The organism is Allorhodopirellula heiligendammensis, assembly GCF_007860105.1.
Taxonomy (GTDB): Bacteria; Planctomycetota; Planctomycetia; order Pirellulales; family Pirellulaceae; genus Rhodopirellula; species Rhodopirellula heiligendammensis.
On record NZ_SJPU01000002.1, the window covers coordinates 634,738 to 659,867 of the forward strand.

Annotated in this window: 21 protein-coding genes; 7 read left to right on the forward strand and 14 right to left on the reverse strand. The window is 56.8% G+C overall.

The annotated features are described in order from the left end of the window. Position 1 precedes the first annotated feature (1 nt). From Poly21_RS12760 to kdsB, 6 genes are all read right to left on the reverse strand, one after another. Complete coding sequence (locus Poly21_RS12760; protein ID WP_146407397.1) at positions 2–3,622, reverse strand: YhaN family protein; 3,621 nt, start codon at positions 3,620–3,622, stop codon at positions 2–4. Further along, positions 3,619–4,875, reverse strand: a complete 1,257-nt coding sequence (locus Poly21_RS12765; RefSeq protein ID WP_302118810.1) for a metallophosphoesterase family protein — start codon at positions 4,873–4,875, stop codon at positions 3,619–3,621. Before Poly21_RS12765 ends, Poly21_RS12760 begins: the two co-directional genes overlap by 4 nt. A 5-nt stretch (positions 4,876–4,880) precedes the next feature. Further along, complete coding sequence (rho, locus tag Poly21_RS12770) at positions 4,881–6,209, reverse strand: transcription termination factor Rho (RefSeq protein ID WP_146407399.1); 1,329 nt, start codon at positions 6,207–6,209, stop codon at positions 4,881–4,883. A 541-nt stretch (positions 6,210–6,750) separates the two neighbouring features. Next, positions 6,751–8,787, reverse strand: coding sequence for a sodium/solute symporter (locus tag Poly21_RS12775; protein WP_146407400.1), 2,037 nt, complete (start codon positions 8,785–8,787; stop codon positions 6,751–6,753). Then, entirely contained in the window at positions 8,784–9,068 is a 285-nt protein-coding gene (locus Poly21_RS12780) for a DUF485 domain-containing protein (RefSeq protein ID WP_146407401.1), read from the reverse strand. Before Poly21_RS12780 ends, Poly21_RS12775 begins: the two co-directional genes overlap by 4 nt. A gap of 88 nt (positions 9,069–9,156) precedes the next feature. Beyond that, complete coding sequence (gene kdsB, locus Poly21_RS12785; RefSeq protein WP_146407402.1) at positions 9,157–9,915, reverse strand: 3-deoxy-manno-octulosonate cytidylyltransferase; 759 nt, start codon at positions 9,913–9,915, stop codon at positions 9,157–9,159. A 929-nt stretch (positions 9,916–10,844) separates the two neighbouring features. Between kdsB and Poly21_RS12790 the strand changes: the two genes are divergently transcribed. Then, positions 10,845–12,215 carry an ammonium transporter gene (locus tag Poly21_RS12790; protein ID WP_146408654.1) on the forward strand — a complete coding sequence of 457 codons (1,371 nt, stop codon included), beginning with the start codon at positions 10,845–10,847 and terminating at the stop codon, positions 12,213–12,215. Positions 12,216–12,500: 285 nt separating this feature from the next. Here the strand turns inward: Poly21_RS12790 and Poly21_RS12795 are convergent, their stop codons facing one another. The 4 genes from Poly21_RS12795 to Poly21_RS12810 form a co-directional block, all read right to left on the reverse strand. Further along, positions 12,501–13,928: an NAD-dependent malic enzyme gene (locus Poly21_RS12795; RefSeq protein ID WP_146407403.1), complete on the reverse strand. Its 1,428-nt coding sequence runs from the start codon at positions 13,926–13,928 to the stop codon at positions 12,501–12,503. 156 nt (positions 13,929–14,084) lie between these two features. Further along, positions 14,085–14,483 carry a response regulator gene (locus Poly21_RS12800; protein ID WP_146407404.1) on the reverse strand — a complete coding sequence of 133 codons (399 nt, stop codon included), beginning with the start codon at positions 14,481–14,483 and terminating at the stop codon, positions 14,085–14,087. Between the two features lie 106 nt (positions 14,484–14,589). Beyond that, a complete protein-coding gene (locus Poly21_RS12805; protein ID WP_146407405.1) occupies positions 14,590–14,739 on the reverse strand; it encodes a lmo0937 family membrane protein in 150 nt (49 codons plus the stop codon). 109 nt (positions 14,740–14,848) lie between these two features. Continuing rightward, the gene (locus Poly21_RS12810) at positions 14,849–15,331 is read right to left on the reverse strand and encodes a pyridoxamine 5'-phosphate oxidase family protein (protein WP_146407406.1); all 483 of its coding nucleotides are present in this window, start codon (positions 15,329–15,331) and stop codon (positions 14,849–14,851) included. Between the two features lie 237 nt (positions 15,332–15,568). Here Poly21_RS12810 and Poly21_RS12815 point away from each other — a divergent pair, with 237 nt between their 5' ends. After that, entirely contained in the window at positions 15,569–16,303 is a 735-nt protein-coding gene (locus tag Poly21_RS12815; RefSeq protein WP_146407407.1) for a CAP domain-containing protein, read from the forward strand. 33 nt (positions 16,304–16,336) lie between these two features. Here Poly21_RS12815 and Poly21_RS12820 read toward each other — a convergent pair whose 3' ends face one another. Next, entirely contained in the window at positions 16,337–16,801 is a 465-nt protein-coding gene (locus Poly21_RS12820; protein WP_302118811.1) for a hypothetical protein, read from the reverse strand. A 16-nt stretch (positions 16,802–16,817) separates the two neighbouring features. Between Poly21_RS12820 and Poly21_RS27495 the strand changes: the two genes are divergently transcribed. Together Poly21_RS27495 and Poly21_RS12825 are read left to right on the forward strand one after the other, a co-directional pair. Continuing rightward, complete coding sequence (locus Poly21_RS27495; RefSeq protein WP_302118812.1) at positions 16,818–17,165, forward strand: hypothetical protein; 348 nt, start codon at positions 16,818–16,820, stop codon at positions 17,163–17,165. Positions 17,166–17,525: 360 nt separating this feature from the next. After that, positions 17,526–18,608, forward strand: coding sequence for a 3-oxoacyl-ACP synthase III (locus Poly21_RS12825; RefSeq protein WP_146407408.1), 1,083 nt, complete (start codon positions 17,526–17,528; stop codon positions 18,606–18,608). A gap of 55 nt (positions 18,609–18,663) precedes the next feature. Here Poly21_RS12825 and Poly21_RS12830 read toward each other — a convergent pair whose 3' ends face one another. The 3 genes from Poly21_RS12830 to Poly21_RS12840 form a co-directional block, all read right to left on the reverse strand. Further along, positions 18,664–19,995, reverse strand: a complete 1,332-nt coding sequence (locus tag Poly21_RS12830; RefSeq protein WP_146407409.1) for a hypothetical protein — start codon at positions 19,993–19,995, stop codon at positions 18,664–18,666. Between the two features lie 172 nt (positions 19,996–20,167). Further along, a complete protein-coding gene (locus Poly21_RS12835) occupies positions 20,168–20,830 on the reverse strand; it encodes a TIGR04282 family arsenosugar biosynthesis glycosyltransferase (protein WP_146407410.1) in 663 nt (220 codons plus the stop codon). 127 nt (positions 20,831–20,957) lie between these two features. Next, the gene (locus tag Poly21_RS12840; protein ID WP_146407411.1) at positions 20,958–21,278 is read right to left on the reverse strand and encodes a cupin domain-containing protein; all 321 of its coding nucleotides are present in this window, start codon (positions 21,276–21,278) and stop codon (positions 20,958–20,960) included. 277 nt (positions 21,279–21,555) lie between these two features. On the opposite strand from Poly21_RS12840, the gene Poly21_RS12845 reads away from it, so the two are divergent. The 3 genes from Poly21_RS12845 to Poly21_RS12850 are packed head-to-tail and all read left to right on the forward strand — an operon-like array spanning position 21,556 to position 25,102. After that, positions 21,556–22,908 carry a Gfo/Idh/MocA family protein gene (locus Poly21_RS12845; RefSeq protein ID WP_146407412.1) on the forward strand — a complete coding sequence of 451 codons (1,353 nt, stop codon included), beginning with the start codon at positions 21,556–21,558 and terminating at the stop codon, positions 22,906–22,908. Positions 22,909–22,944: 36 nt separating this feature from the next. Continuing rightward, the gene (locus Poly21_RS27500) at positions 22,945–23,217 is read left to right on the forward strand and encodes a hypothetical protein (RefSeq protein WP_302118813.1); all 273 of its coding nucleotides are present in this window, start codon (positions 22,945–22,947) and stop codon (positions 23,215–23,217) included. Between the two features lie 4 nt (positions 23,218–23,221). Then, positions 23,222–25,102 (forward strand): SGNH/GDSL hydrolase family protein, encoded by a 1,881-nt coding sequence (locus tag Poly21_RS12850; RefSeq protein WP_146407413.1) that lies wholly within the window; start codon positions 23,222–23,224, stop codon positions 25,100–25,102. Positions 25,103–25,130 lie beyond the last annotated feature (28 nt).

The following is a 25,130-nucleotide window of genomic DNA, read 5'->3' on the forward strand; positions in this document are numbered from 1 at the left end:
TCTATGATCCCAGCCGATGTACATGAAATTCATCAGGGGCGAGCGTCTGTTCGGCCAGCTCGATGAGATGTTCGTGGTGAGTGAACAGTATGACCTGAGTCCTCTGTGATAAGTCCGAAAATGCTCGCATAGCGGCCGCTGATCGACCGTCGTCAAGCTGTACCAGACAGTCATCAACGACCAGAGGCAGCGGTGTGCTGCGTGAAAGTTGGTGATCGATTGAGGCCAGTCGCAGTGACAAATAGAGCGTATCGGCGGTTCCCGTGCTCATCGCGTTGGCGGGAACGTCCGTGTCCTGGCCTGCAGGGCGAACGCCGAATAAGGTCGCTTTGCCCTTGTTGTCGAAGTCGACTTTCAATGATGCGTATTCGTTTCGAGTGAGCTGCGAAAAAATGCCAGAGGCGAGCTGCAGAACCGGCCCCTGGTTTTCCTGCCGGTAATCCTCGATCGCCTGCCTTAGAATCATCGCAGCGATCTTCACTCGCGAATATTCTTCGAGCTCATTCTCGAGTTTTCCGGTCAAGAAATGCAGTTCTTGGGATAGTGCCGCCGCCTGCCCGCTGCCGTCAACCTTCGCGATCCGACCCCGCAGCTCTCCTAACGCCTGCTGAGCTAGCGACAACTGAGCCTGCGCATCGGTCAGTTTGCCTTCGACCTGTTCAATCTCAATGCTGAGTAATTCGGCTTGCTGCTGCGATACCTCTTCCACAAACGCTTCGAGCAAGACCGAGCCAGCTAGCATGCGTAGCTGTTGTTCCACACTTTGCTTGGATTGTTCGAACTGTTGACGCTGGTTGGATCTCCGTTCGACGTCCAAGAGTTGATCGGGTGAGTCACACGCGGCCTCCTCACAAAGAAGCCCCAACGCAATATCAGCATCATTGACTTGCTGTTGGGCCGCGGCAAGTTTCTTTTGCGTGGCGGCGACCTGTTGGGTCAGAGCTGCCCGTTGTTTGGAATCGGATCGCGCATTTTGCAACCGTTCAAAGAAACTCTTGACGAGGGTGAACGCATCACTAATCTCACCATCGTTCTCATTGAACTCGTTTCCCAGGGACAATGCTAAACGCGCGACATCACCACGATAGGTTTGATCATCGGCAAACATCGCATTGATACGATGCAGCAAAATGTCACGTTCGCGTTTTTGAGCGTTGAGATCATCAATCTGCTTAATCTTCTCTAGAATCACCGCCGGGGTTCTGTCAACGCTGGCGGCGAGTGCGGACGTGGCCGTCGCCCAATCGCTGTCCCAGCGGTCGAGTTGTTGCTGACGTGATTCCAAACGAGCCTCCGCCTTAGGCAACTCGTCCTGCAAGGTGTCAATTTGCTTGAGCTGTTCCTCGTACCGTTTGCGTGCGTGTTGAAGATTAGCCCGCAGCCGGACTGCCTCGTCATGGAGACGCGGGAATTCCTCTGTGACGATTGTCTCGTCGCCGCTGTCAATTGAAGTCGGCGCTCCGCTGCCCGACGTTGCTGTCTGGGCCGTGGAGCTACCTGCTGAGGCCGCGGCGACTGCATGACGCAGTCGTTCGCACGCCGCTGCGATGCGCCTTTGAACCTGTTCGAGGCGTTCACGTTCCTCCAAGTCATTGGAGATTGAATCGACTAGCTGCGCATGGGTCGCGACCCAGGTTTGCATTGCTTGTGGACTTGCTGCAGCAATCCCGAGCGGTCGCCAGAGTGACTGCCAATCTGAGTTCGCTTGATCAAGTTCGGCTTTCGCGGATTCACCTTGCGCTTGGCAGTCCGCCTTGTGCTTGATGACTTCGTCCAGATCCGATTGGAGCGTCGCCTGCAGGTGAATTTGCTCGTGATGTTGGCGCATTTGATCGACCAATTCATCGGCCTTACGAATGAGCGACTGCAGGCGAGTGAAGTCCTCCATTGATAGCCTGGCGGCGGAATGATCAGCAATCATCGAGCAGAACGCGTCGTCGCGGCGATCGCGGGCGGCAGCGAGTTGCTCCATGTTCGGCAGTTCGGTGAGCGAACTGGCCGCTTCGAGTTTCTCCTGCTGCGTGCGCTGCCGCGCATCGAGCTGACTCCACTGCTGCGTCGCAGTCGCTACGGCTTGCTCTCGCCGTTCGATTGTCTGAACCGCCTTGGCGATCGCCGATTCGCTGGGCAATGGCACGTTCACGAGATCGTGCACCGAGTCAACGAATGAACCACTCATTTTGGGGCAAATGGAATCAAGCTTGCGAGCCAGTTGCTCACAGCGAAGCTGCGACTGCTTGGCGTCTGATTTTTGCTGTGTGAGATTCGCCAGGACGCTATCGGGCGATCCCACCGATTCAATGACCTGACCGATCGCGAATGGATCATCTGGGACACGTTCAGCGACATCGCGTTGGTCCAGTGCAGCCAGTTTACGTTTGAGCGATCGTAGTTCTTCGTCGGCATCGTCGCGCTGACGTACGAGCAACGCATATTGCTGGGCGAGTTCATTGACGTGAGTTCGCACGGAGTCGACCACGCGTAACTGTTTAAGAGATTCGTCGATCTCGTCCGTCACGGCGTCGCCGTCTGCGGCGTGAATCTCAATTGACAATTCGCCGAGTGTTTCGGTCATCCGCCGATCGAGGTTTCTCTTGGTTCGTTGCAAGCCGGTTCGTTGGGTCCGCGCCTCTTCACGCGCGCCAAGCCGCTGAAATAGCGAAGAAATCTCGGCCTCATGAATCATGATCTCGGCATCATCGCTGAGGAGATCGAGTTCTTGTTGCAGTTCCGTGATCCGCGTGGTGTGCGAGTTGGTCTGACGGAGAGCGATTTCGCGACTGGTTTCGAGCGTGCGACGGCGCTCACTGAACGCGCTATCGAGAAGCGGAACGTCGGCGAGACTCACGAGTGATTCGCAACAGGATCTCCACTGTGGGACAAGCGGTAGCGCAGTGAGATACGCGCGGAGCTGCGACATTCGAACCGCGGCATCCCGTTGGGTCGTCTCCCACTGCTTGACGCGTTGTTGCTGCTGCGTCAATTCGTTCTGCAAGCCTTCCCATTCGCGCGGGAGAATTTTGGCGGCTTCGAGCTGGCGTTTCTTTTCCGCAATTTCACGAGATAGAATGTTGATGGCACCCTTGCTACCACCGGCTACAAACAGCTGCGTAACATTTTCGTCGAGTTTAGACTGCACGGCCTTGAGTTGGCTGACGCCTGCGCCCGCAGCGAACAGGATTTCGCCCAGATCTCCCTCGCCTTCGAGAATCGCCTTGCCACCTTGGACGAGTTCCTCATGAGAGAGCCCGAATCGATGCTCGAATGCTTCGCGATCGACACCGCCGAGCATCGCCTCAAGTTTCGCGTCTGGAATGACGGTACTGTCGTCTGATTCACGCAGGGTGCCCTTCTTGCCCCGGCGACGAACGCAGGTCAGTGATTCGCCAGCGGGGCCGACCAGCACGCCACCTACCCGGATTTTCGCGTTGGCATGTAAATAATTGTCTTCCGCGCGAGTCGTCATGCCGTAGAGGAGCGACGTGATTGCCCGGAGGCTGGTAGACTTTCCGGACTCGTTGGGGCCATAGATGATATGGAACCGGCGTGGTCCCGCTGACAAATCGATCAGCGTATCGGTAAAGCGCCCGTACGCGATCAGGTCGAGTCGTTGGATGATCATCCGTCGAAGCGTCCTAACAAGTCAGCGGCAGCTGACTCAATCAGTTCATCAACCCACTGCAAATCCGTGGGGTCGAACGTCTCATGCTGATCGGGAAGTTTTTTAACGAGCGAAGTAAACTCGCCTGCGATCAAGTCTCCCCGGTCGACCGAAGTCCGCAGCCTTTCAACGACGCTGGAAATACTCGCCAACGGTCCGTCAAGATCACCCACATTGAGTTTTTTGTTGGGAGAGGTCGTTCGAAGACGGAACTTTTCCATCCATGCTTGGCCACCGCCATGAGTGATTGCGGTCGCACGCAGCGATGATTCCAGGCGATGGCGCTGCTGGTGCAGCTGATGGTGAATTTTGCTGGGACCGACGATCGACACGCGTGATACCAGCATACGGTCGCCGATCTGAGCGAGCGTGGTGCCCAACCACGATTCGTAGGCATCGAGAATTTCATCAGTTGACTGCATGTCACTCGTGTGGAGTTCGAATGACTCCCAACGCACGACATCAAGCGGGTGAAACTTCAGAGCGATTCCGCCACGCTCGTCGATGTCGAGGATATAGCATCCCTTCGCACCCGACTCGCGAATATGACGTCCCTGGATGTTACCGCTGAACACAATCGGCGCAGCGTCGGCCAACCCATGTTCGCCGCGCGTGTGGACGTGCCCTAGCGCCCAGTAGTCATATTCCTTCGCTGACAATTCGATCGGTTTGCATGGCGAGTAGGTATCATGCCCCTCGGCACCGGTCAGGCTTGTGTGTAGGAGGCCCAGATTAAACATGCCGCTGAGCGGGCGCGGGTAAGACTGGGATAGGTCTTCCAGTTCGGCCTTGGTTCGAAACGATCGGCCGTGCACTGCTACGCCGATAGATTCGAACGTGCGGCAATCCACTTTTTTCGATGCCAGCATGATCTCGCTGCCATCTGGATTCTTGGGCAGCGGCAGTGAGGACGTCATGACGTTTTCGGCGTCATGATTACCGCGGATCACGACCAGTGGGATGCCGGCCTGGGTGAGCTTGGCAGCCTGTCCAACAAAAAACAGGCCGGTATTCTGATCTTTCCAGTCCCCGTCGTAGAGATCGCCTGCGATGACGACCAAGTCGACTTCCTCGTCAATGGCCAATTTCACGAGGTTCTCAAGCGCACGCCGAGATGCACCACGGATTTGCTCCAGCGGTGCTTGGTCGTACGATTCCAGGTTACGCAGCGGACTGTCGAGATGAATGTCGGCCGCGTGTAGAATCCGTCGCACACTCACTATGCGAGTTTGGCACCCGAGATCAGCTTCAAGAAACCCTCGTTATCGTCGAATCGACCAAGTTGTTTCGTCAACTGCTCCATCGCATCGACAGGATGCATTTCGCTGAGCGTTCGACGCAACATCGAAACCGTCTCGTAGGTTTCTTCGTCGAGCAACAACTCTTCGCGACGAGTTCCTGATTGAGAGATATCGATTGCGGGATAAACTCGTCGATCGGCCAGGCGACGATCTAAGACGACTTCCATATTCCCGGTTCCCTTGAACTCTTGGAAAATGGCTTCGTCCATGCGGCTGTTCGTATCGACCAAGCATGTGCCGACGATGGTGAGCGAGCCGCCTTCTTGGAACGCTCGTGCGGTCGCAAACAATTTCTTTGGGATGTCCATCGCACGGATGTCCAATCCACCGGTACCCGTGGCCCCGCCACGGCCCGATTTTCCGACCCACTTATTGAACGCCCGTGCCAGCCGGGTGATGGAATCGAGCATCAGGAACACGTCTTGCCCCGCTTCGGCGAGACGCTTGGCACGGTCGATTGCCAACTGGCTCAAACGGACGTGACTTTCAACGTCCATGTCCAAGCTGCTAGCGATGACCTCGCCATTGGAAATGCTGCGCCGCATGTCGGTGACCTCTTCAGGTCGTTCGTCGATCAGCAGCACCATCAATTTGAGGTCGGGATGGTTCTGTGAAATGCCTTCAGCGATGTGCTGCAGCATGATCGTTTTACCACTCCGCGGCGGTGCGACAATCAAGGCACGCTGGCCGCGGCCGAGTGGCGCTAGTAGATCGATGACGCGGTTAGTCAGCGGCATCTTTCCTTTTTCGAGTTTGAGGAACTCTTCCGGATTGATCGCTGTAAGGTCGTCAAAGAGCGGCATCTCCGGGTATTTTTCAGGCGGCTGACCCTCCACATCGAGAATCTCGCGAACACGGGGACCCTGCTGCCGCTTGGCTTGCTGGACCATCGTGTGCAGCATGACGCCTTGGCGAAGTCCAAATTTTTCAACCATCGTGCCGGGCACGAATGGATCGGTTCGCTCGCGGGTGTAATTGGCTGTTGGACTGCGGAGAAAACCGTAGCCATTGGGATGCATTTCGAGGATCCCGGACCACTCTTCGAGCGGGGCGTCGCTGACGAAATCTTCTGGTTCACCATTGGAACCACCGCCGCCCGGATTTCCCCCACCGCCACCGCTGCCTCCACGGCGACGTCGCCGAGTGCGCGGTTTGCTGTTGCCTCCGCTAGTGCCTCCACTATTGGGAGAACCATTTTGTGAGCCGAAACCACCTCGGCCGCGTGTTGAACGCTTCTTTTTTGCCATCTTTTAATCCGGGAATACCTTTATCAATGTCTCCAGGCAAGGAAACAGTTTGCAGCATGGCGTTGACGTATCTGCGTCGAACCCAATCCATTTTCGTCAGAAAATCGATCCTGTTCGCAGGCCTATCGAAACCACATTGCCGATCAAGGCAACCAACAAGAGGAACCGCGTTTTTAAAAACGAAAGTAAAGGTCGCATGCACCAAAGGTGGCGGTAACACCATCGGCGCGACCAAGGTGCTCGTTTGATTTATTTACTCAAACGAGCGGCAAATCCTTGCCTCAAAAGATTCCCATCCAACGAGTCAGGTCTAGTACGATTGATTCGTAACTCACGCGAGTATGCCGCATCCAAGCACCCGGCACGGCATGTCAACGCGAGCATGTCAGGCACAAGGTTGTCGGGCAAGGCCTCACGCTGAAAACATTTTTCTCAATGTCTTCGGGGGCCGTCGAAAGATTGGCTTGGAGGCGAACCAACAAGGATCGAAAAACCAAGCCAATGCCATTTAATGGCAAATATAGGCCTTGTCACGACGGTGTCAAGCCGTTTTTGCCCCCGATTCCGCGACAGAATCCATTTTTGGTGGTGAATTCTGCGTCATTAACGACACAATCACCAGGGTCAGCAGCGCCAACGGAATCGTGACGATCCCGGGTTGGCTGAAAGGAATAGGGCTGTCAGCGGGATCAATTTTATATACTTTGCTAAACGTGTCTGCCGAAAGCAGGATCCAACCAAGCGAGCTGAACATGCCCACGACGACACTGGCGATGATCCCGGCAGCCGTCGTTCGGCGCCAAAACAATAGCATCACCAAGGCAGGCAAATTGGCACTAGCGGCGATGCTGAACGCCCAGCCCACCAGATAGCTGACGTTTAAGTTCTGGAAGAGAATCCCGAGCACAATGGCGATGGCACCGACCACGACGGCGGCGATCTTCGCCACCCGCACTTGGTTGCCCTCGGCAAACTGAATCCCCATGACGCCGCCCAATAAATCGTGGGCAACGGCGCCACTGCTGGCAAGGATCAATCCACTGACCGTACCCAATACCGTCGTGAAGGCGATTGCGGAAATGATCGCGAACAATAAATCGCTGATGCCACGTGCCAACAGCGGAGCGGCCATGTTGCTGTTGGTCACGTCGAGCGTACCGCTGGTCATGGCACCGAGTCCTAGGTACAGCGTCAGCACGTAGAAAAAGCCGATGCTCGCAATGCCAACGATCGTGCTCTTTCTCGCCGCGGCAGCATCTTTGACGGTGTAATAGCGTATTAGGATATGAGGGAGGGACGCAGTGCCGCAAAACAACGCCAGCATCAACGAGAGGAAGTTGATCCGGTCGGTCCACCGACCACTGCGAATGCCTGCGAACGTAGGGTGCTCACCGGGCCGCAGGACTTGGGAGCCCGGCGTTGGTTTCTGGTAGTAGACCTTCGTAACGGCGCCATCTTGGTGGGTAATGGTTTGGTTTCCCCACAACGTAACCTCACTGCGACGTAACACGTCAAAAAACTGAATTGGTCCGAGTGGACCCGTGTGCTCTTCACCGCGGCCGCCTTGGTCATTGGTTTTGTCGGCAGCAAATTCTTCAGGCAAGCGGGTTAGCTGGCCGACCGGACGCAGCGTTCGCTCGCCCGCACCGGCGCCGAGTGGTAGCCCGCCGACGAATCGGCTTCCGTCGGCCGCCACCGTTTCGGCCTGAGCCTCTCGTAAGACCACCCCGTCGGCATCATGCTCAATGCGAAAGATGTCGTAGCCCTCATCATCGTCCGACGCGAATCGAATGAAGTCGCTCGCAGTGTCCCACGCCGAGGAGGCCGTCTCGCCCGCGCCGGTGGTGTAAAGTGTTCGTCCTGCTGCCGTGGCGAGCAGTTGCGGATCGATCGCTGCGTCATCACCGGCGTGGCTGTCAATCTGGAGCGGCCCGATAGTCGCAAACGCGTTGCGATCGGTGTGAAAACCCTGCTGCAGGACCAGCGTGACGAGCACAGTGCTAAATAGCACCAACAGCGAACCCTTCAGAAACTGTACCCAGGTTGTTGAAACCATGCCCGCGGTGACCACAATTGTGATCACGACACAACCCACCAAAACCACTCCGACCCAGTGCGGAAAACCCAGCAGGGGTTGGATCAGTACGCCCGCGCCCACCATCTGAGGAATGAGATAAAAGACGCTGACGATCAGTGTGCTGATCCCCGCAGCAGCCTTGATTCCCGGTGAGTTGAATTTCGCATCGAGCGCGTCGGCAAACGTGAACTTGCCCAGCCGCTTCATCGGTTCGGCAATGACGAATAAAGCGACAATCCAACCAGCGAGATATCCGATCGAATAGAGGAATCCGTCATACCCGTATGCCGCGATCATCCCGCAGATACCTAAGAACGACGCCGCTGACAGGTAGTCGCCCGCGAATGCCACCCCGTTGATGAACCACGGGATCTGGCCGTGGGCGGCAAAATAGCCCGCCGATGATGTGGCTTTGCGACCGAGGTAAAAACTCAGTCCGACGGTGAAGCCGACAAACAGAAAGAACACGACCACTGCCGTCATGGAGGGGGTGTAGATCATGCTACGTCTCCACCGTGGGAACTGGTGTCCGTCTCATTTCCACTGCTGCGTAACGCGAATCCATACACGAACGCCATGGCGATTGCTGCGAGAATCAAGCCAAATCCGTACACGATTGCGAGGTTCAGGCCTGCAAATACCACGATATCCATCGTGTCGGTGGCAAATGCGTTGAGCAGCACGAACCCCAGATATAACAGCGTATAAACGACAAAGAGTGAGAGCCCCAGCCGCGAAGCGGGCGAGGGCGAAGTAGGCGCGTCGTTGGCGGGATCAGTCACGGTTCAAGGAATCCAAAGATAACAGGCGAAGCAGAGAAATGATTTTTGATCTGCCGCAGCATACCCCATCCCCAGAACCGCGTGTTTATCAAGAGGAAGGCCCTTCCACTCGTTTCTGAAACGCCCGGTAATCGTCGAGGGTGTCGATTCCGCGAGGCGACGGTCCTACCGGAGCGACGACAATTGTTTTTCCTGCCTCCACGGCTCGCAGTTGTTCAAGCTTCTCAATGGATTCGAGCCGGCCGGGCGGTTGGTTGGCGAACCACAGCAAGAAATCTCGACGGTAGGCGTACAGGCCAATGTGTTGCCAGTAGACCGGCGGTTTCGCTTTCAGGAGAGCGTCAGCGGCACCATCTCGAGAATAAGGCACCGGGGCGCGACTAAAATAGATCGCGCGATGGTCGCTGCCCATCACCACCTTCACGCATGCGGGATCATCCAGTTTTTCACTGGCATCGATCGCGCAGGCCGCCGTTGCAATGTCTGCATCGGGACGCTTGGCTAACAGAGACGCGACCGTATCAATCACCTGCGCGTCGATTTCCGGTTCATCGCCTTGCACATTAACGAAAATCTCCACGTCATCATTCAACAGCGCGATCTCAGCGATACGGTCGGTTCCGCTCTGGCAGCTCACACTGGTTAACCGCGCCTCGCCACCGAATGAGTTCACTTCAGCAACGATTCGCGGGTCGTCGGCAGCAACGACGACCTGGTCTGCGATCGCCGCCTGTTGGGCAGCTTCATAGGTGTGCTGCAAAACGGACTTTCCCCCCGCACGCAGGAGAAGCTTTTCGCTCAGTCGACTCGATGCCAACCGCGCCGGTATCACAATCATTGTTTTCATGGGGACTGCCTTGTCGGGATCGCGTTAGAGAATTTACCGATGAGTGTGCGGTTCGCCAGAGATGATGAAGCGAGACAATGTCAGAGTGTGAAAACTGACGTTCGCAGCGGTCGTTTCGGCAAAACCGCATTTCGGCGGATCGTGTTTTAGCGAACCGTGACGTTGACTCCCAGGCGACTTTGGTCGTTGGGGGCATCGGGGCGCGCCCATTCGAGATGCAGTTGGAGCAATCTACCCCTGAGATTCATTCGCACCTTTGCCGCAGCAGCGGGCTGGAATGGCTTGGACTCAGTGAGGCGAGACGCGTATGTGGTCGCGCTGGCAGTGTCTCCCGGCGCCTGACGGCACCTGTCTCGCATCATCGTCAGGCTTCAGTCCATGCCATCGGCAAGATGCTGGCTGGCGTTTTCAGTGCGCGCAAACCCTGCTCACGCGCGCCTCACCCTCCTGCCTGCTTATTTGGCGGGCGGTGCCGTTTGTATGGGCATGCCGCGGGATGCATGGCTTCGTTCCGCGATGGTTCGGTTTTTATTTTGTTTTTTAAGTTGTTTCCAGGTAGAGACTTGCGTGAAAATGTGTTGGTTGGAAAGTGTGTTTGGCTCGCCCTGTGCTAAGAGTGTCCTGCGAAAGCAACTTGCTTACGCATTGATCAACCGGATACTCGCGAGCATTTTTTGAGAAGGCCCGGGCAGGAGTTAGACGGTCGGTGAAACTGTGTAAGCAACGGGTTGCCTCTATGGGCGGAGGGTGTTTTCAAGGTGCCTGCGTCAAATGCGGTGCCGCACTGTCCCCTGAAAGCCATATGACGACTGTCTTTGAGAAGGAAAGACTCCATGCTAAGAAGTTTAAGATGCCCGATTGGGCAAACGCCAGGGTTCCGGTGGACGCATTTTCGCTCCTCCTGGCTAATGATGGTTCTCCTGTTGGGGATGACTGGGATCGGCACGTCACTCGCGTCGGTGGTTTCGGCTCAGGACGAAGTCGCTACGGTCACGGAGGTCGCAGAAGTCTCCGACGCGGGTGGTGATGCTGATCTGGGAGTGGGATATGCCTTGGACAACGCCGTCCTGTTCTTGTGCGCAGTCTTGGTGCTGTTTATGCAGGCCGGTTTCGCGATGGTGGAAGTCGGGATGAACTCGGCGAAGAACACTGTCAATATTCTCTCGAAGAATGTGATGGATCTGTCCGTCGGGGCGTTGCTATTTTTTGCGGTTGGCTTTGGCTTGATGTACCCGACCAGCTACATGAGCGAAGCTGATGCCGAGGGCGTTAGCAAGGTTTTCGCCTTTGGCGGCACCGGGATTTACACGACAGACGATGCTGCTCGGACATTTTCCCCGCAGACCGATTGGTTCTTTCAAGCAGTGTTTGCCGCGACAGCTGCGACGATTGTTTCGGGGGCAGTCGCAGGACGCATGAAGTTCACGTCCTACTTAGTTTACAGCGCGATTCTGACTGGCTTGGTTTATCCCATTAGCGGATATTGGAAATGGGGTGGCGGCTGGATCAACGAAATGGGATTCCAGGATTTTGCTGGGTCGGCAGTGGTCCACGCCGTTGGTGGATTTGCTGGTCTCGCCGGGGCTCTTTTTCTCGGCCCGCGGTTGGGACGCTACACACCGGATGGTCGATCGGTACCGCTTCCCGGTCACAATGTCGCTTTCTCCGCACTGGGTGTATTTATCCTGTGGGTGGGGTGGTACGGATTCAATCCTGGCAGCCAATTGGCATTCCAAGGCACCGGAGACATTGACGCAGTTGCCTTGATCGCCGTCAACACCACGCTCGCCGCTGCAGCCGGTGCGTTCATCGCTACCTTTGTTGGCTGGGGCTTGTTTGGCAAACCCGACCTGACGATGAGTCTTAACGGTGCATTGGGTGGTTTGGTCGGTATCACAGCATGTTGCGATGCCTTCACTAACTCGATGTCAATCGTGGTCGGCGGTATCGCTGGAGTGCTTGTGGTGCTCGCAATCGTTGCACTCGATAGACTGAAGATTGATGACCCCGTCGGTGCCTTTCCTGTGCACGGAGTGTGCGGCGTCTGGGGCTGCATGGCAATGGGAATTTTCCCAAACACACACTTCGAGGGAATGTTTGAAGGGTTTGTCACTCAATCCATTGGTACGCTGGCCATCTGTGGCTGGTCATTCGTAACGATGTCCGTCGTCTTCGGTGTCCTCAAAGCGATCGGAATGTTGCGAGTCACGCCTGCCGAAGAGCATGCCGGTCTGGATATTAGCGAACACGGGATGCACGCTTATCCGTCGGACGCCATCCATAGCGGTTCCGCTGCTTGATCTACCCACCGCGGCTTCGTCGCCGGATAGCCCTGGGTTATCCGGCGGCGTGGCAGCCCGCGGTTGAACGATAGCAGTTTCTCTTTGAGATGCGGAACCGTGAGACCTCGCGTTTTGTAGAGACGCTGAACTAGATATTGAGAAATGTTTGTCCGAGTCTCTTAGAGGCTCGGCGACTCGGTCTTCTCGGCTCTTGCCTGGGCCGGAAGAAAGCCCCCAATGGCCCGTGGTAAGTGTCCGCCTCACTTGCCGCGGGTCGGGGGTTTTTTTATGCGCCGATGGCGATCACGACAGAGTGAATGCCGCTTTTGTTTTTCGTCTCGCTACCCCGGTTTCGATCGCAGCTGCCGCGACTGCCGAGGCCACGACCTTCGCCACACGACGGTCGAATACACTTGGGATGATGTAGTCATCGAGTAGATCCGATGGTGGGATCACTGCGGCGATCGCCTCTGCTGCTGCGATCTTCATCTCCGTATTGATGGTCGTCGCTCGCACATCCAAGACACCTCGGAACAGGCCCGGAAAACAGAGGACGTTGTTGATCTGGTTGGGGAAGTCGCTGCGTCCGGTAGCGATGATCCGCGCGTACGGTTCGGCGAGGTTGGGGTCGATTTCCGGGTCTGGGTTCGCCAGGGCAAAGACAATCGGGTCTGAGCTCATGCTCTGGATGTCTGCCACGGTAAGAGTGTTGGCGCCCGAAACACCGATGAATACATCGGCACCCTGGATCGCCTTACTCAGCGGTCCCGAGATGGCTTCTGGATTGGTGTTTTCGGCGAGCCATTGTTTTGTCGGGTCCGCTTCGGGCTCGCCCCGGTGCAACGCACCGTTGCGGTCGCAGGTGATAATATTTTGCACACCCGATGTCATCAGCAGTTTGCAGATTGCCGTACCAGCGGCGCCTGCACCGTTGATCACGACCCGGATGTCGGACATGTTTTTTTCAACCCGTCTCAGGGCGTTGGTCAGTCCCGCGAGCACCACGATCGCGGTGCCGTGTTGGTCGTCGTGAAAGACAGGGATCTCTAGCTCAGCGTCGAGGCGCTCTTCGATTTCGATGCAGCGAGGCGCCGAGATGTCCTCAAGATTGATCCCGCCGAACGTGGGTGCTAGGCAGCGAACGATTTCAACGATTTTGTCGGTGTCCTGTGTGTCTAAGCAAATGGGGAATGCATCGACACCCGCAAACTCTTTGAACAGCATTGCTTTGCCCTCCATGACAGGCATTGCTGCGCGAGGGCCAATATTGCCCAGGCCCAGCACGGCCGAGCCGTCGCTCACTACCGCGACGGTGTTCTGCCGGATCGTCAGCGCGAAGGAAGCCTCTGGATCTGCTTCAATTGATTTACACACCCGCGCAACTCCAGGCGTGTAAGCCATCGACAAATCGTCTCGCGTTTTGATGGGCGTCTTTGAGATGACCTCGATCTTGCCGCCGAGGTGCATCAGGAACACACGGTCGGAGATGTTTACCACTTCGACATCGTCGAGCTTCCGCAGTTCCTCTACGATCTGTTTCCCATGCTCGACGCCTTTCGCGTTGACAGTGAAGTCGCGTGAGATTTTATGACCGGCGATGCCGACAATGTCGACGGCTCCAATCGCCCCATCGGCCTCTCCGATCGCAGTCGTGATGCGCCCCATGGCGCCCGGCGCATCGGCGTAGCGTAAGCGAATGGTGATGGCGTAGGTGGGGCTGTGTTGGACCATAGTTGTTGCCAAGTGAGCGGAAGTCGAAAGGTCCCCGTCTTTTACCATGAATGGGAGCCCGATTACATCGGGCGTTGCCTCCGTCATGGAAGATGGCGGTCCTGGACATCGATGCGGCTACCGGCAGATGGGAGTTGGCTCCCTGGCAGGGCAGGTCTAGTCCGTAGTGCTCTCGGTATGCACTTCGCCGATGAGTTCGCTGATCTGATCGAACAGTCGATCGAAATCAATCGGCTTGGCGTGGAAGGCATCGCACCCAGCGGCCTTGGCGCGGGACTGGTCGTCAGGCAATGCGTACGCAGTCAAGGCGATCACGGGCGTGTGTTTGTCGGTGTCCCCTGCGCGCCCTGCGCGTATTTGCATGGTTGCTTCGAGTCCATCGAGTTCCGGTAGATTGATGTCCATCAGGATGAGGGCGAGATCGGAACTGCTCGCCACTTTCACTGCCTCCACACCATCGCAAGCTGTGGCCACTGTGTAGCCGTGTGATTTCATCTTTCGGGTCAAGAGGTCCCGAATGTCGTCATTGTCGTCCACGACGAGGATGGTTGACATGCCTTTCTCCAGGGACGGGTAAGGGGTGGCGAGTGTCGAGGGGTGACGTGGTGAAGAGGCACGAGGAGGGGCTTGCAGCCCTGCTGTGGCTCTAAGCGATGCGGCGTCAGGTAATGTTGCGTCCTGTGATCAGGCGGTACGCCAGCATGATGACCGCAACGATCAACAGCAGATGAATGAGGCCTCCAGCAGTGGCCTTGGCAAGAAACGCGATCACCCAAATGACGATCAGGATTCCGATTAAGCTCCATAACATGCGATATTTCCTTTCAGAACAATTAGTTTTAGTGTCGGGCGTCGTGTAGGTTTCTTGGTCGCTGCCTAGTGCTTGCTCACGAGGCGTTCGCTGGGCAGCGGTGCGTGTGTTACATCGTGATCGAGGCGTTGATTTTCTCGTCGACCTCTGGGCGATCACCATGGAGATATGCGTTACCTGCCTTAATCAAGTATTTGATTCCGCTGAGGCCCGAGTTGTCCCAATACTGCCCGTGTGTTGGTCTAACACGCACCAGGGTGATCGATTCGCTCGATTTGCCATCCGGGAACCAGACCTTCCAGGCTTCATTCCACAGTTCGTCCAACTGCGCGCGATCATCTATGATAGCGGCCACTCCCGTCAGTGACACGAATTTGTTGGAGCTTTGCATTGCGAGCACCACGTTCGCATCCGCTTTCAATTCGCTAACCTTCCCTGAGTGACGGTCCGTCACGAACCAGATCTGGCCGTCGTCCTCGATCTTTGCGATCGCCATGGGTCGCGCCTCGAGATCCTCGCGTTCGCCGCGGGTGACCAGCATGGCGGTATCAAAGTCGTTTATGAGATCGATCAGTTTTTGTTCGGTGTTCATGGTGTCTACTTCGTTGAGTTGAAAGTGGGTTAGTTCACATGCGGCATGTGCCGTGCACATCGCATGCCGATCACCTTCACCGAACCTGCGAGAAAGTCGGCCTGCGAATTGCTCGTGCGTCACGTCGGGCGCATCCGGGATTCGCCGTCGTCGGCTGCTCCACGCTCGCCGGGCAAAGCCGAGGGCGTGGACCCGCTGCGTTCGCTCAACCACACTTTCTAATTCACGCTGAGGGCCATGATGCGATTTTCACTACTCACGTTCTTATTGCTGCTTCCAGTAATGCACGCCTCCGCCGACCCGCCGACGGATACATTGGTCGCCGAGGTTGAGAAGGCCATTTTTAAAGAGACCAACCAATTTCGCGACAAGCACGACCTGCCTTCGTTATCGAAGAGTGCCGAGCTCACCAAGGCGGCGTCTAAGTTCGCCACGTTCATGGCTGAGAGTGGGAAGTATGGTCACCGTGCCGACGGCAGTACCCCAGCGAAGCGTGCCAAGGCCGCCGGATATCAATATTGTGTTGTCCGCGAGAACATCGCGTACCGGACTAACACGGGTGAGGTGACGGCTGAGAGCTTGACTCGAGTTTTCGTGCCGGGCTGGATCGATTCACCACCGCATCGCAAGAACATGCTGGCCGAGCATGTCACTGAGACGGGAATCGCGGTCGCGACCTCCGACGAGGAAACCTATTACGCGGTAGTCTTGTTTGGGCGTCCAAAGTCTGCGACCATTGAGCTGACGATTACCAATGAGTCAGGGCAGGAGCAAGCGATCGTGGTTGCTGCCGACGGCCGCTCGCAGGAAATTGAGATGCCGCCGCGAGGCGTCGTCACCGTGCAGCAGTGCTTTCCCACGACAGTGTCGCTCAAGCGGGAAAAGGGCGACCGCGCGAATGCGAAGGTTACGGTGACCGAGTCAGTTGAACTGGTGGTGACCGAAGGGGCTATCAAGACGCGAGCGGAGTAGCGTCGCTGCTCAGGGGAAGTTTTGTGGCGGGGTTCATGTCTTGCTGCGTCGAGTTTTCGATTTCACTTTCGACTTGGTCAAGGTCAGCTGAGGCCCAGGGCGGCGTCCGCGCCGCTTGCCCAGTTCCAGTGGGGTGAAGCGAGGGTTGGCAGGCTGGAGTAGCTTGGTCACGCAATAGGCGTTGATGCTCAGTTCGAGTTCCTCGGATTCGCGGATCGTGGCTGCGTGTAGGCTGCGCGGCACACGGATGGTGATCATGCGGGTTGGCTCGTGGGTTCCCGAGCTGGAGTCGTCTTGGCTGCGGATCGCCGTGACCATCTCGAGGAGCTCGGCGAACTCGCGCGTGGTTTCAAAATACCGCCTCGCCTCCGGGGTCTCGTAGAGCTGGTCGACGACGCCGCCGGGGGCGAGCAGGGTGCGGTAGAAAACGACCCAGCTGCCTGTCATCGCGAATGCCTCCTCGGCCAGTCGCAGTACCTGCGCCGGCCGGTGCTCCATGGGGAGGTCGGATTCGATGGGTGAAAGCGCCAGGGCATCCGGTGGGGTGGAGTTTGTGGAATTGGGCAGTATTGGTGTGTCGCCACGGGGCCTGGTGGCTTGGTCATCGCCGATGACATCGCTGGCATACACAGCTGGGCCAGCCGGTTTTGCGACGGCTTTCTTTCTTTTGCTGCGTGACGTTCTCGCGGGCTGCGTGCTACCGGTTGTGGTGCGCCGCTTGGTGGTCGTCGAGCTCTTTGCTGAGCTCGATTTCTTTCGCCGCGCGGTTGAGGCAGACGCGGCGGTGCGTGTCGGTGGATGGCGGTTGGGCTTGCCCGAGTCGGCGGGGGACGTCATGTCGGTTCCAGGGATGCAGGATTGAAAAACACGCCGCTGGTTCGGGCCACAGCCGATAGCGTGTATTGGTTGCATCTTCAAACGCCTGTCAAACGGTTCCACCTAACCTTTGCTAGCAATGGCACTTACGGCCTGCCTGGCGAGCTGCCTGTTTCTTGGGCACGGTCGTCGGTCGCGCGGAAAATGAGGCTTGCGCGTTTTTTGCGCACTCGTTGTTGCGGCATTCGCTAAGTGTCCACCTCGTGGCCTGTCCCCAAAATCCTCCACTTTTTTTCGCTCTCCCGGTCTCCCGGTCTCCCGGTCTCCCACTCTCCCACTCTCCCACTGTCGTCTATGCTACCGCTCCCTGATGTGAATCTTTCAGTTCGGTTGCGTGAGTGAGTCGATGCGTTTTGATGATGTGGTGGTGGCTGGGATCGGGGTCACGATTCCAGCGGAGGTTTGGTCGAGCGACGAGATCGAGCGCAGGCTGTCGCCGTTGTACTCGCGGCTGCGATTGCCCGAGGGGCGGCTCGCGTTGATGAGTGGAATCGACCAGCGGCGGGTGTGGCCGGCCGGCGAGATGCCGAGTGGCCCGAGCGTCCGCAGTGGCCGTTCCGCTATCGAGGCAGCCGGGGTGGATCGCGATCGAATCGGCGCGTTGATCCACGCCAGTGTCTGTCGCGACTTTCTCGAACCGGCGACGGCTTCACGTGTGCACCACGAACTGGGACTGGCGCGTGACTGCTGGGTCTACGATGTATCCAATGCGTGCCTGGGCGTTCTCAACGGGGCTGTTCAGATTGCTGGCATGATTGCCGCTGGCATGATTGAGTCAGGCGTGGTCGTGGGCACCGAAAACAGTCGCCCCCTACTGGAGGCAACCATCGACTCACTCAATGCAGACGAGTCGCTAACTCGCAAGAGCGTGAAGCCCGCATTTGCATCGCTGACGATTGGCTCGGGAAGCTGCGCCTGGTTGGTGTGTCGCCGTGAGTTGCGTCCTGACGCGACACCGATTCAATTTGCGATTGCCGAAGCCAACACAGCGTTCCATGACTTGTGTCGCAGCAACCAGGATACGGCGGGAGCGGACATGCGTCCGCTGATGGACACGGATTCCGAAGCTTTGATGGCCGAGGGGATTTCCACAGGCGTGTCGGCATTGGATCGACTGGTCGCAGAATCCGGCTGGAGACGCGAAACTTTCACCCGCACGGTTTGTCATCAAGTTGGAACTCGGCATCGCGCTGCGATGCTCGCTGCGATGGGGCTCGATCCCGCCACCGATTCGATAACCTACCCAGTACTTGGGAACACGGGGTCGGTTGCACTCCCGTTGAGCGTGGCCGCGGCGATTGAGCGCGGCGAGTTGTCGGCGGGCGACCGCACGGCGCTGTTGGGTATCGGGTCAGGGATCAACAGCGTGATGATTGCGTCCGAGTGGGGGCAGACACCCGTGTGCGGTGATTGGGCTGGGTTACTGTAGTCGCCCTGTCGTCAATGAGCACCTGGAAAATTATTCGCCCTCTTCGGAGTGGAGCTTAGTGTTCAGGCTCAGGCTCAGGCTCGATTCTCGGGGAGGATGCCGGGACGATCGGTTGGATCCAAGCCTGCTGCTTTTGGTCTTCGAATGAAGGGTCATGATGGTCCTCCGATGAGGTGATGACGCAGCGGACGTACAGTTCCGAACCGTCGAGCGTGTAGGTGGCCTCGGTTCCCTCGCTGCGTTGGAATGTTTCACCGATCGTTGACGAGTATTTCCGCGTTACGCGATCGGGATTTTCGACATCGCGTGGTTGTGACTCAGAGTCGTAGTCATGGCGAGTTCCGATGAACTCGAATGTGTACGTCACGTCTTTGTCGGCGGAATGATGCGGGTCGACCACGACTCGCAATTGGCCATCCTCATGCTGAATGTCCGCGAGCTGAACGCCGCTGGAGGCATAGAAATCACCGGCATTGATCGCGGCGATGAGGTATTCCGGGGTTAGGTACTTGGACCGGACCATGATCCATCCGCGTCCCGGGTGAGATCCGCCATGTTTGCCGTGATAGTGATGGCTGTCGTCGGTCGCAACACCGAAAATCGGCGGAGCCCCCAATTGATCGGTGCGGATGGTGTTGACGATATCCCACATTCGCTCCACCCCAGGGTGGTCGGCATCACCATGATGCCTGACGCCAGGGTGGGCGTTGTAGCACTCGAAAAAACGCTCTTGGACAACGGCGGCGATGTCTTCGGCGGTAACACCCCAATTAAAGTTGGGATGGTTCAAATGTACCAGCGATTCCTGGCCGGCTTCGCTCGCCTGTTCCTGGGCAGCCCGGAGGTTGTTTTGGATTGCTTCGCGAATGGTGCTGCCCCCCTGCGGCTCGATGAGATCGGCGACGTTTGTGGCGTTCATGTGCAGGGTCGCACCTTCGGCGCGGTCACTGATCTCCTCGGCCTGAATGAGAATGAATCGACCACGTTGTTCGACCAAGGCGCGAAATTCATTGAGTGGTTTGAGCCGAACGGCGAAATCATCGTCGCCGGGCTCGCCTTGCGTTTCCACCCAATCGGTGCCGAACCGACGACGATACTTTTCCACTGCCTCATTGCCGACTCGATCTCGAATCTTTGCAACGGTCACAAAACGCTTTCCTTGGCTAAGGACGTTATGATCCGATAACGCCAGAAAGTTGTAATCGTGCGTGCGATACCATTCGGCGATCATCTCCGGAAAATCATTGCCGTCACTCCATAGCGAGTGGGTGTGGATGTTGCCTTTCCACCAGCGTGGTTGCGGATCCGTTGGGATAGCGTCGTCCCCCTGGGACGAGGATATTAACAGAACCGAAGCGACGGCTAGAAAACAGGTTTTCGTGATCATATGGTTTACAGGTTTTTAGGAGAGGACGGGAATTAGAATGGCACCGTGCGAATTGTGACTGTCGGACAGCTGGAATGTTAGCGAGGTGTGTTTGAGAGCACGTTTCGAACCTGTCGCGTCCGCGAAGAGACGCCATGGAGCAACCCGCTGGTGCCGACGGTGCGTCGACAGTTCAAGGCAATTCTGGGAAGGCGTCCGGGTGGCGTCGGCAAACAACTAAGTCTTGTGGATGATCGACATCGGAGAGTGTCTGCAGGCAGTGGACTCTCAATTGAGCTTGCTTCGCCTGCGCCAAAGTTTGACGCAGCACACAGTCGCTTCCCCACTGAATGTCTTCGAAGAGTAGCGGTTGGTTTTGGCGGACGGCGATGAGGTAGTATCCGCCATCGATCGCAGGTCCGACCACAACATCGTGTACTGACAAGGCTCGAACGGCTTCGTCGAGAATCGTGGGCGTGATATCTGGGCAATCCGATCCAATCAGCACAGCGACGGTGGCGTGCTCGGCAAATGCATCGGCGACGGCATGGGCCATGCGTGCGCCAAGATCTTCGCCGGATTGAGGGCGGTATGCTCTGCCGCTGCCAAAGGCGTCGCCCATCTTGAATGCATCACCGCCTGTGAACCGAACTTCCAATTCGCATGGATGTTGGTCGCAATACTCTTGGGCCATCGCCAGGGTGTGGCGTGTGAGGGCCGCTTGAAGGTTGGCGGCGCCCACGGGGCCAAGTGCCGGAATCATACGGGTCTTCGTTTTGCCAGGATCGGGGTGGCGAGTGAACACGATCACTCGCGGCACGTTTTCAGCGAACGTCTTAGGAGCGGGTGAATTCATTTTTGCGCCAATGAACCTTGGAAGCTCGTTCCGCCTACCTCGAATCTCGAGGGCATCTCATCTCGATCGATTGATGACGGGTGGTGTGGGGCGAAACAGTCGAGGCAGCGTGAGGGTTGAGAGTGCGTCATGGCTTGATGAACACGGCCAGCCACACGGTTGGCTCAGCGGGGGTGGTCCATTCTACACGGTGTTTGCGATGGGCGGGGATGCTGAGGTGATCTCCGGGAGTCAACGTGATCGGGTCCTCATCGCCGTCGAACCGCACGATGGCTTCACCACTGAGTACAACCACCCATTCACTTTCATCTTGGTCGTACCAGAATCCATCAGGGCTACTGTGGCCGGTGGAGACAATCCGTTCGATGCGGGCATGTTGATGTTGGGCGAGTACGGTAACCAATTCACTTGGCAACTGAGCGGGGAGGTCGGCGAAGAGGTTCTTCATGGTACCCGGTGTGAGATAGGTGGTTTTGGCGCGTGGTCACCAGCGTCTCGGTAAATCATTGGAATGGCTCAGTTGTTGGCAAGGGGGTACGCCGCGGTAGCGGTCCCACGCAGTGGGCACTTGTGAGCGTGGCAGGACTCATCTCGACACCTCGCGATGCCAAGATCGGTTTGCCAATCTCCGATGACGTCAATGGTGCTCTCGACTTTTGCTAAGATCTTTGGCGACGCTCCGTCGTCAAAGCGTGCTTTCCCACCTCCCACTGGATTCCCACCCCATGTCCAACACCTGTCAATCGTCGCGTCGTGAGTTCCTTAGCCGCGCCGCAGCGGTTACCGCCTGTGTCGCAGCCACATCTCCGCGACGCACTTTTGCGGCCCCGAGTGACCGTCTTAATATCGCCTTCATCGGGGTCGGTGGTCGTGGCGGTTCGAACCTCCATACGATTGCCTCCGATACCGGTGTCAATGTTGTCGCGCTATGCGATGTCAACGGCAAGAACTTGGCCAGCGCCGCCGAAAGATTCCGGAAAGCTCGTCAGTATGATGACTTTCGTAAGCTCTATGAGACAACCAATGATATTGATGCGGTGGTGGTTTCCACCAGCGAGCACACGCACGCCCATGCGACGATGCCAGCTCTGAAGGCGGGCAAGCACGTGTACTGTGAAAAGCCGCTCACCCACAATGTGTACGAAGCCAGAGCGATCACCAAGGCGGCAGCTGACGCGGGCGTCGTCACTCAGATGGGGACGCAAATCCATGCGGGCAGCAACTATCATCGCGTGGTTGAGCTGATTCAGACCGGTGCCATCGGCAATGTCAGCGAGGTCCACACCTGGGTGGGACGAGCATGGGGGTTGCAGAGCCCGGAGGCGGCGAAAGCGAATGGAGATATTGTCTCTGTCCAGGACCGACCGACTGAGTCCATGACACCACCAGACTATTTGAATTGGGATCTGTGGCTCGGCCCTGCCCAGGATCGACCCTATCACGAGGTCTACTTCCCCGGTCCGAAATGGTATCGCTGGTGGGATTTTGGCAACGGGACCATGAGCGACCTAGGCAGTCACTGGAATGATTTGGCGTACTGGGCACTTAAACTCGACGCCCCATATCGGATTGAGGCGTTCGGTGACGAACCGCATCCGGAGATTGCCCCAGCGTCGATGTCGGCGACTTACCGCTATGCCGCTCGCGGTGACATGCCTGCGGTCAATCATCACTGGTACCAGGGCTCACATAAACCTGAAATTTGGAAGGAGAAGCAGATTCCACAGTGGGGCAGCGGGACGTTGTTTGTCGGTGACAAAGGAATGCTGCTCTCCGACTACAGTAAATATCTGCTCTTGCCGGAAGCGGAATTCGTGGACTTTCAAGCCCCCGAACCGTTCGTTCCAGACTCGCCAGGGCACCACCAGCAGTGGCTCGAGGCGATCCGCGGTCAAGCGGAAACCGCCAGCCCGTTTAGCTATGCGGGACCACTGACCGAAGCGAACCATCTGGGGAATGTGGCGTTCCGAGTCGGTCAAGCCATCGATTGGGATACCCAGGCGATGAAGGCGACCAACGTCGATGCAGAGCGGTTTTTGCGGCGGATGAATCCGCGTGAGGGATGGAGCTTAACCTAGACCGCGTTCCTCCCGACCTGCACCCGCCTAGCCATTGTGAACCCAACCCGTCATGCGGTGCGAGCGGCGATCGCTACTCGCTCGGAGACCTCCCGCAGCGCAGCGGTGGAGGGTTTGGGCGAGGGCTGCATTCACGATTTAACACGAATCAAACATCGAATTAACAATAACCAACCACCTACCTGTTTAGAACTTCTTCGAACGATTCCAACCCACCGTCGCGGCCGTCGTTCGACCGGGGACTCGCTACGTTTTGGCGAGCGGAGCGACATGTTTGCGGATGGATTGTTAACAGGATTTCTCGAGTAGATTTATGAATAATAATTGGATTTTCGTTTTAATATTTTTGTACTGTGTACCGATCACCGGATCGGCCGCGGCGGAGGAGTCCGCTAAATGGAGTTATTCACCCGAATTGCTCCAGCCGTTCTGGCAAAGTGAAGTCGTTCAGAGCGAACCCATCTTATTCATCAAGGATTCAGTTAGTGGAACCGCAGCAGGTCGTTTACTCTTTCCTATCGATGAGGTTCTGGAAATTAGAGACTCGTCAGGGCGAAAGCTGTTTGAGCACGGTGTTGACTATCTGTTCGAGCGAGGAGAATCCAAGATCACGCTGCCGGCGGATTCTGGAATTGTGACGGTCGAACCCGATGCACTGCGTCGCCCAGCGAATTCACAGCAATTTCAACTGACGCATCGGGATGGTAATGGAGAAATTTTGTTTGGGGCCAAATTGGAGTACCACGAGCTGCAGACGTCGGTAACCTACCGTAAAGCATCTCATGAATGGCCGCTCGAAATGGCAGCCTGCCAGACCGACTCCCTTGCAAAAACACTCGCGAAGTTGGAGGCCGGCAAGCCCCTCTCAGTGGTCCTACTCGGTGACAGCATTTCTACAGGCTGCAACTCGTCCTCGTGGGGAGGCGGGGCACCATTTCAACCTGCCTTCCAAGATTTGTTTGTTCAGCATTTGAACGAGCATTATGAATCGGAGATAACATTAACTAATTTATCTGTGGGTGGGACCACAGCGGCTTGGGGAGTCACGATGATCGACAAAGTGATTGAGTCAACGCCTGACTTGGTGATCCTCGCATTTGGAATGAATGATTCCGCGGGTCGCTCTGCCGCTGACTACGGTGCCGACATCAAGGCGATGATCAGTGGTGTCCGCAGTGAAATGCCAGCAACGGAGATTATTTTAGTTGCCTCGATGCTGGGTAACCGCGATTGGCCGCGACTCCATCAAGAGCTGTTTCCGCAGTATCGTGAGCAGTTGTCCAGAATGACTTGGGACGGAATTGCATTGGCTGACATGACGAGTGTGTGGGCTGAGATGCTACATCGCAAGAATGATTCAGACTTGACAGGTAACGGGGTCAATCATCCCAACGACTTCGGGCACCGGGTGTATGCCCAAGTGCTGTGTTCGCTATTGGTACCGGACGCGCCTGTGGAGATCGAAGCCGTGCAATGTGACGGCGATTACTCCGGGCATCTGCAAGGCGTTTGTCTCAACGACCAAGGCTCCATCTATTGGTCGTTCACAACCGAATTAGTGAAAACAGACATGCAGGGAAGAATTCAAAAAAGGATTCCGGTTGCCAATCATCATGGCGACCTCTGTTTCAACGACGGCCGCGTTTACGTTGCCGTGAATTTGGGGAAGTTCAACGATCCAGAAGGGCACGCTGATTCATGGGTTTATGTTTATGACTCCCAAACACTTGACCGAGTTGCCGCACACGAAGTGCAAGAAGTCTTTCACGGCGCAGGAGGGATAGGCGTCCGAGATAATCAGTTTTATGTCGTTGGCGGCCTACCTGAGGGTGTCGAAGAGAATTATGTATACGAATACGATGGTGACTTCCGATTCGTACAGAAGCACGTCATTGATAGCAAGTGGACGGAACTCGGAATCCAGACCGCAACTTATCACGATGGATACTGGTGGTTCGGCTGCTACGGCAAGGACCATCCGTTGATCAAGACCGACGAGAATTTTCAAATGAGGGGGCGTTACGATTTCAGCTGCTCCCTGGGCATCGTCGGTGTCGCACCCCAGCGTCTGTGGGTGGCCACCGGCCCGAAGACCCCGTCGGGTCGCTGTCAGGGGACACTCTTCCTCGCCCAACCGGACGATGAAAACGGCCTGCGGCCACTGCCATCGCGGAGCTTCAGTTCGTTCGATTGATTGGCCGTGCGTTGCCGCTCCACTTGTT

What these genes read in the sequence shown, in the direction of transcription:
- Poly21_RS12760 (WP_146407397.1), bottom strand. Translation starts at nt 3,622, where the DNA reads ATGATCATCCAACGACTCGACCTGATCGCGTACGGGCGCTTTACCGAT.
- rho (WP_146407399.1), bottom strand. Translation starts at nt 6,209, where the DNA reads ATGGCAAAAAAGAAGCGTTCAACACGCGGCCGAGGTGGTTTCGGCTCA.
- Poly21_RS12775 (WP_146407400.1), bottom strand. Translation starts at nt 8,787, where the DNA reads ATGATCTACACCCCCTCCATGACGGCAGTGGTCGTGTTCTTTCTGTTT.
- kdsB (WP_146407402.1), bottom strand. Translation starts at nt 9,915, where the DNA reads ATGAAAACAATGATTGTGATACCGGCGCGGTTGGCATCGAGTCGACTG.
- Poly21_RS12790 (WP_146408654.1), top strand. Translation starts at nt 10,845, where the DNA reads ATGACTGGGATCGGCACGTCACTCGCGTCGGTGGTTTCGGCTCAGGAC.
- Poly21_RS12795 (WP_146407403.1), bottom strand. Translation starts at nt 13,928, where the DNA reads ATGGTCCAACACAGCCCCACCTACGCCATCACCATTCGCTTACGCTAC.
- Poly21_RS12800 (WP_146407404.1), bottom strand. Translation starts at nt 14,483, where the DNA reads ATGTCAACCATCCTCGTCGTGGACGACAATGACGACATTCGGGACCTC.
- Poly21_RS12805 (WP_146407405.1), bottom strand. Translation starts at nt 14,739, where the DNA reads ATGTTATGGAGCTTAATCGGAATCCTGATCGTCATTTGGGTGATCGCG.
- Poly21_RS12810 (WP_146407406.1), bottom strand. Translation starts at nt 15,331, where the DNA reads ATGAACACCGAACAAAAACTGATCGATCTCATAAACGACTTTGATACC.
- Poly21_RS12815 (WP_146407407.1), top strand. Translation starts at nt 15,569, where the DNA reads ATGATGCGATTTTCACTACTCACGTTCTTATTGCTGCTTCCAGTAATG.
- Poly21_RS12820 (WP_302118811.1), bottom strand. Translation starts at nt 16,801, where the DNA reads ATGGAGCACCGGCCGGCGCAGGTACTGCGACTGGCCGAGGAGGCATTC.
- Poly21_RS27495 (WP_302118812.1), top strand. Translation starts at nt 16,818, where the DNA reads ATGGGTGAAAGCGCCAGGGCATCCGGTGGGGTGGAGTTTGTGGAATTG.
- Poly21_RS12825 (WP_146407408.1), top strand. Translation starts at nt 17,526, where the DNA reads ATGCGTTTTGATGATGTGGTGGTGGCTGGGATCGGGGTCACGATTCCA.
- Poly21_RS12830 (WP_146407409.1), bottom strand. Translation starts at nt 19,995, where the DNA reads ATGATCACGAAAACCTGTTTTCTAGCCGTCGCTTCGGTTCTGTTAATA.
- Poly21_RS12835 (WP_146407410.1), bottom strand. Translation starts at nt 20,830, where the DNA reads ATGAATTCACCCGCTCCTAAGACGTTCGCTGAAAACGTGCCGCGAGTG.
- Poly21_RS12840 (WP_146407411.1), bottom strand. Translation starts at nt 21,278, where the DNA reads ATGAAGAACCTCTTCGCCGACCTCCCCGCTCAGTTGCCAAGTGAATTG.
- Poly21_RS12845 (WP_146407412.1), top strand. Translation starts at nt 21,556, where the DNA reads ATGTCCAACACCTGTCAATCGTCGCGTCGTGAGTTCCTTAGCCGCGCC.
- Poly21_RS12850 (WP_146407413.1), top strand. Translation starts at nt 23,222, where the DNA reads ATGAATAATAATTGGATTTTCGTTTTAATATTTTTGTACTGTGTACCG.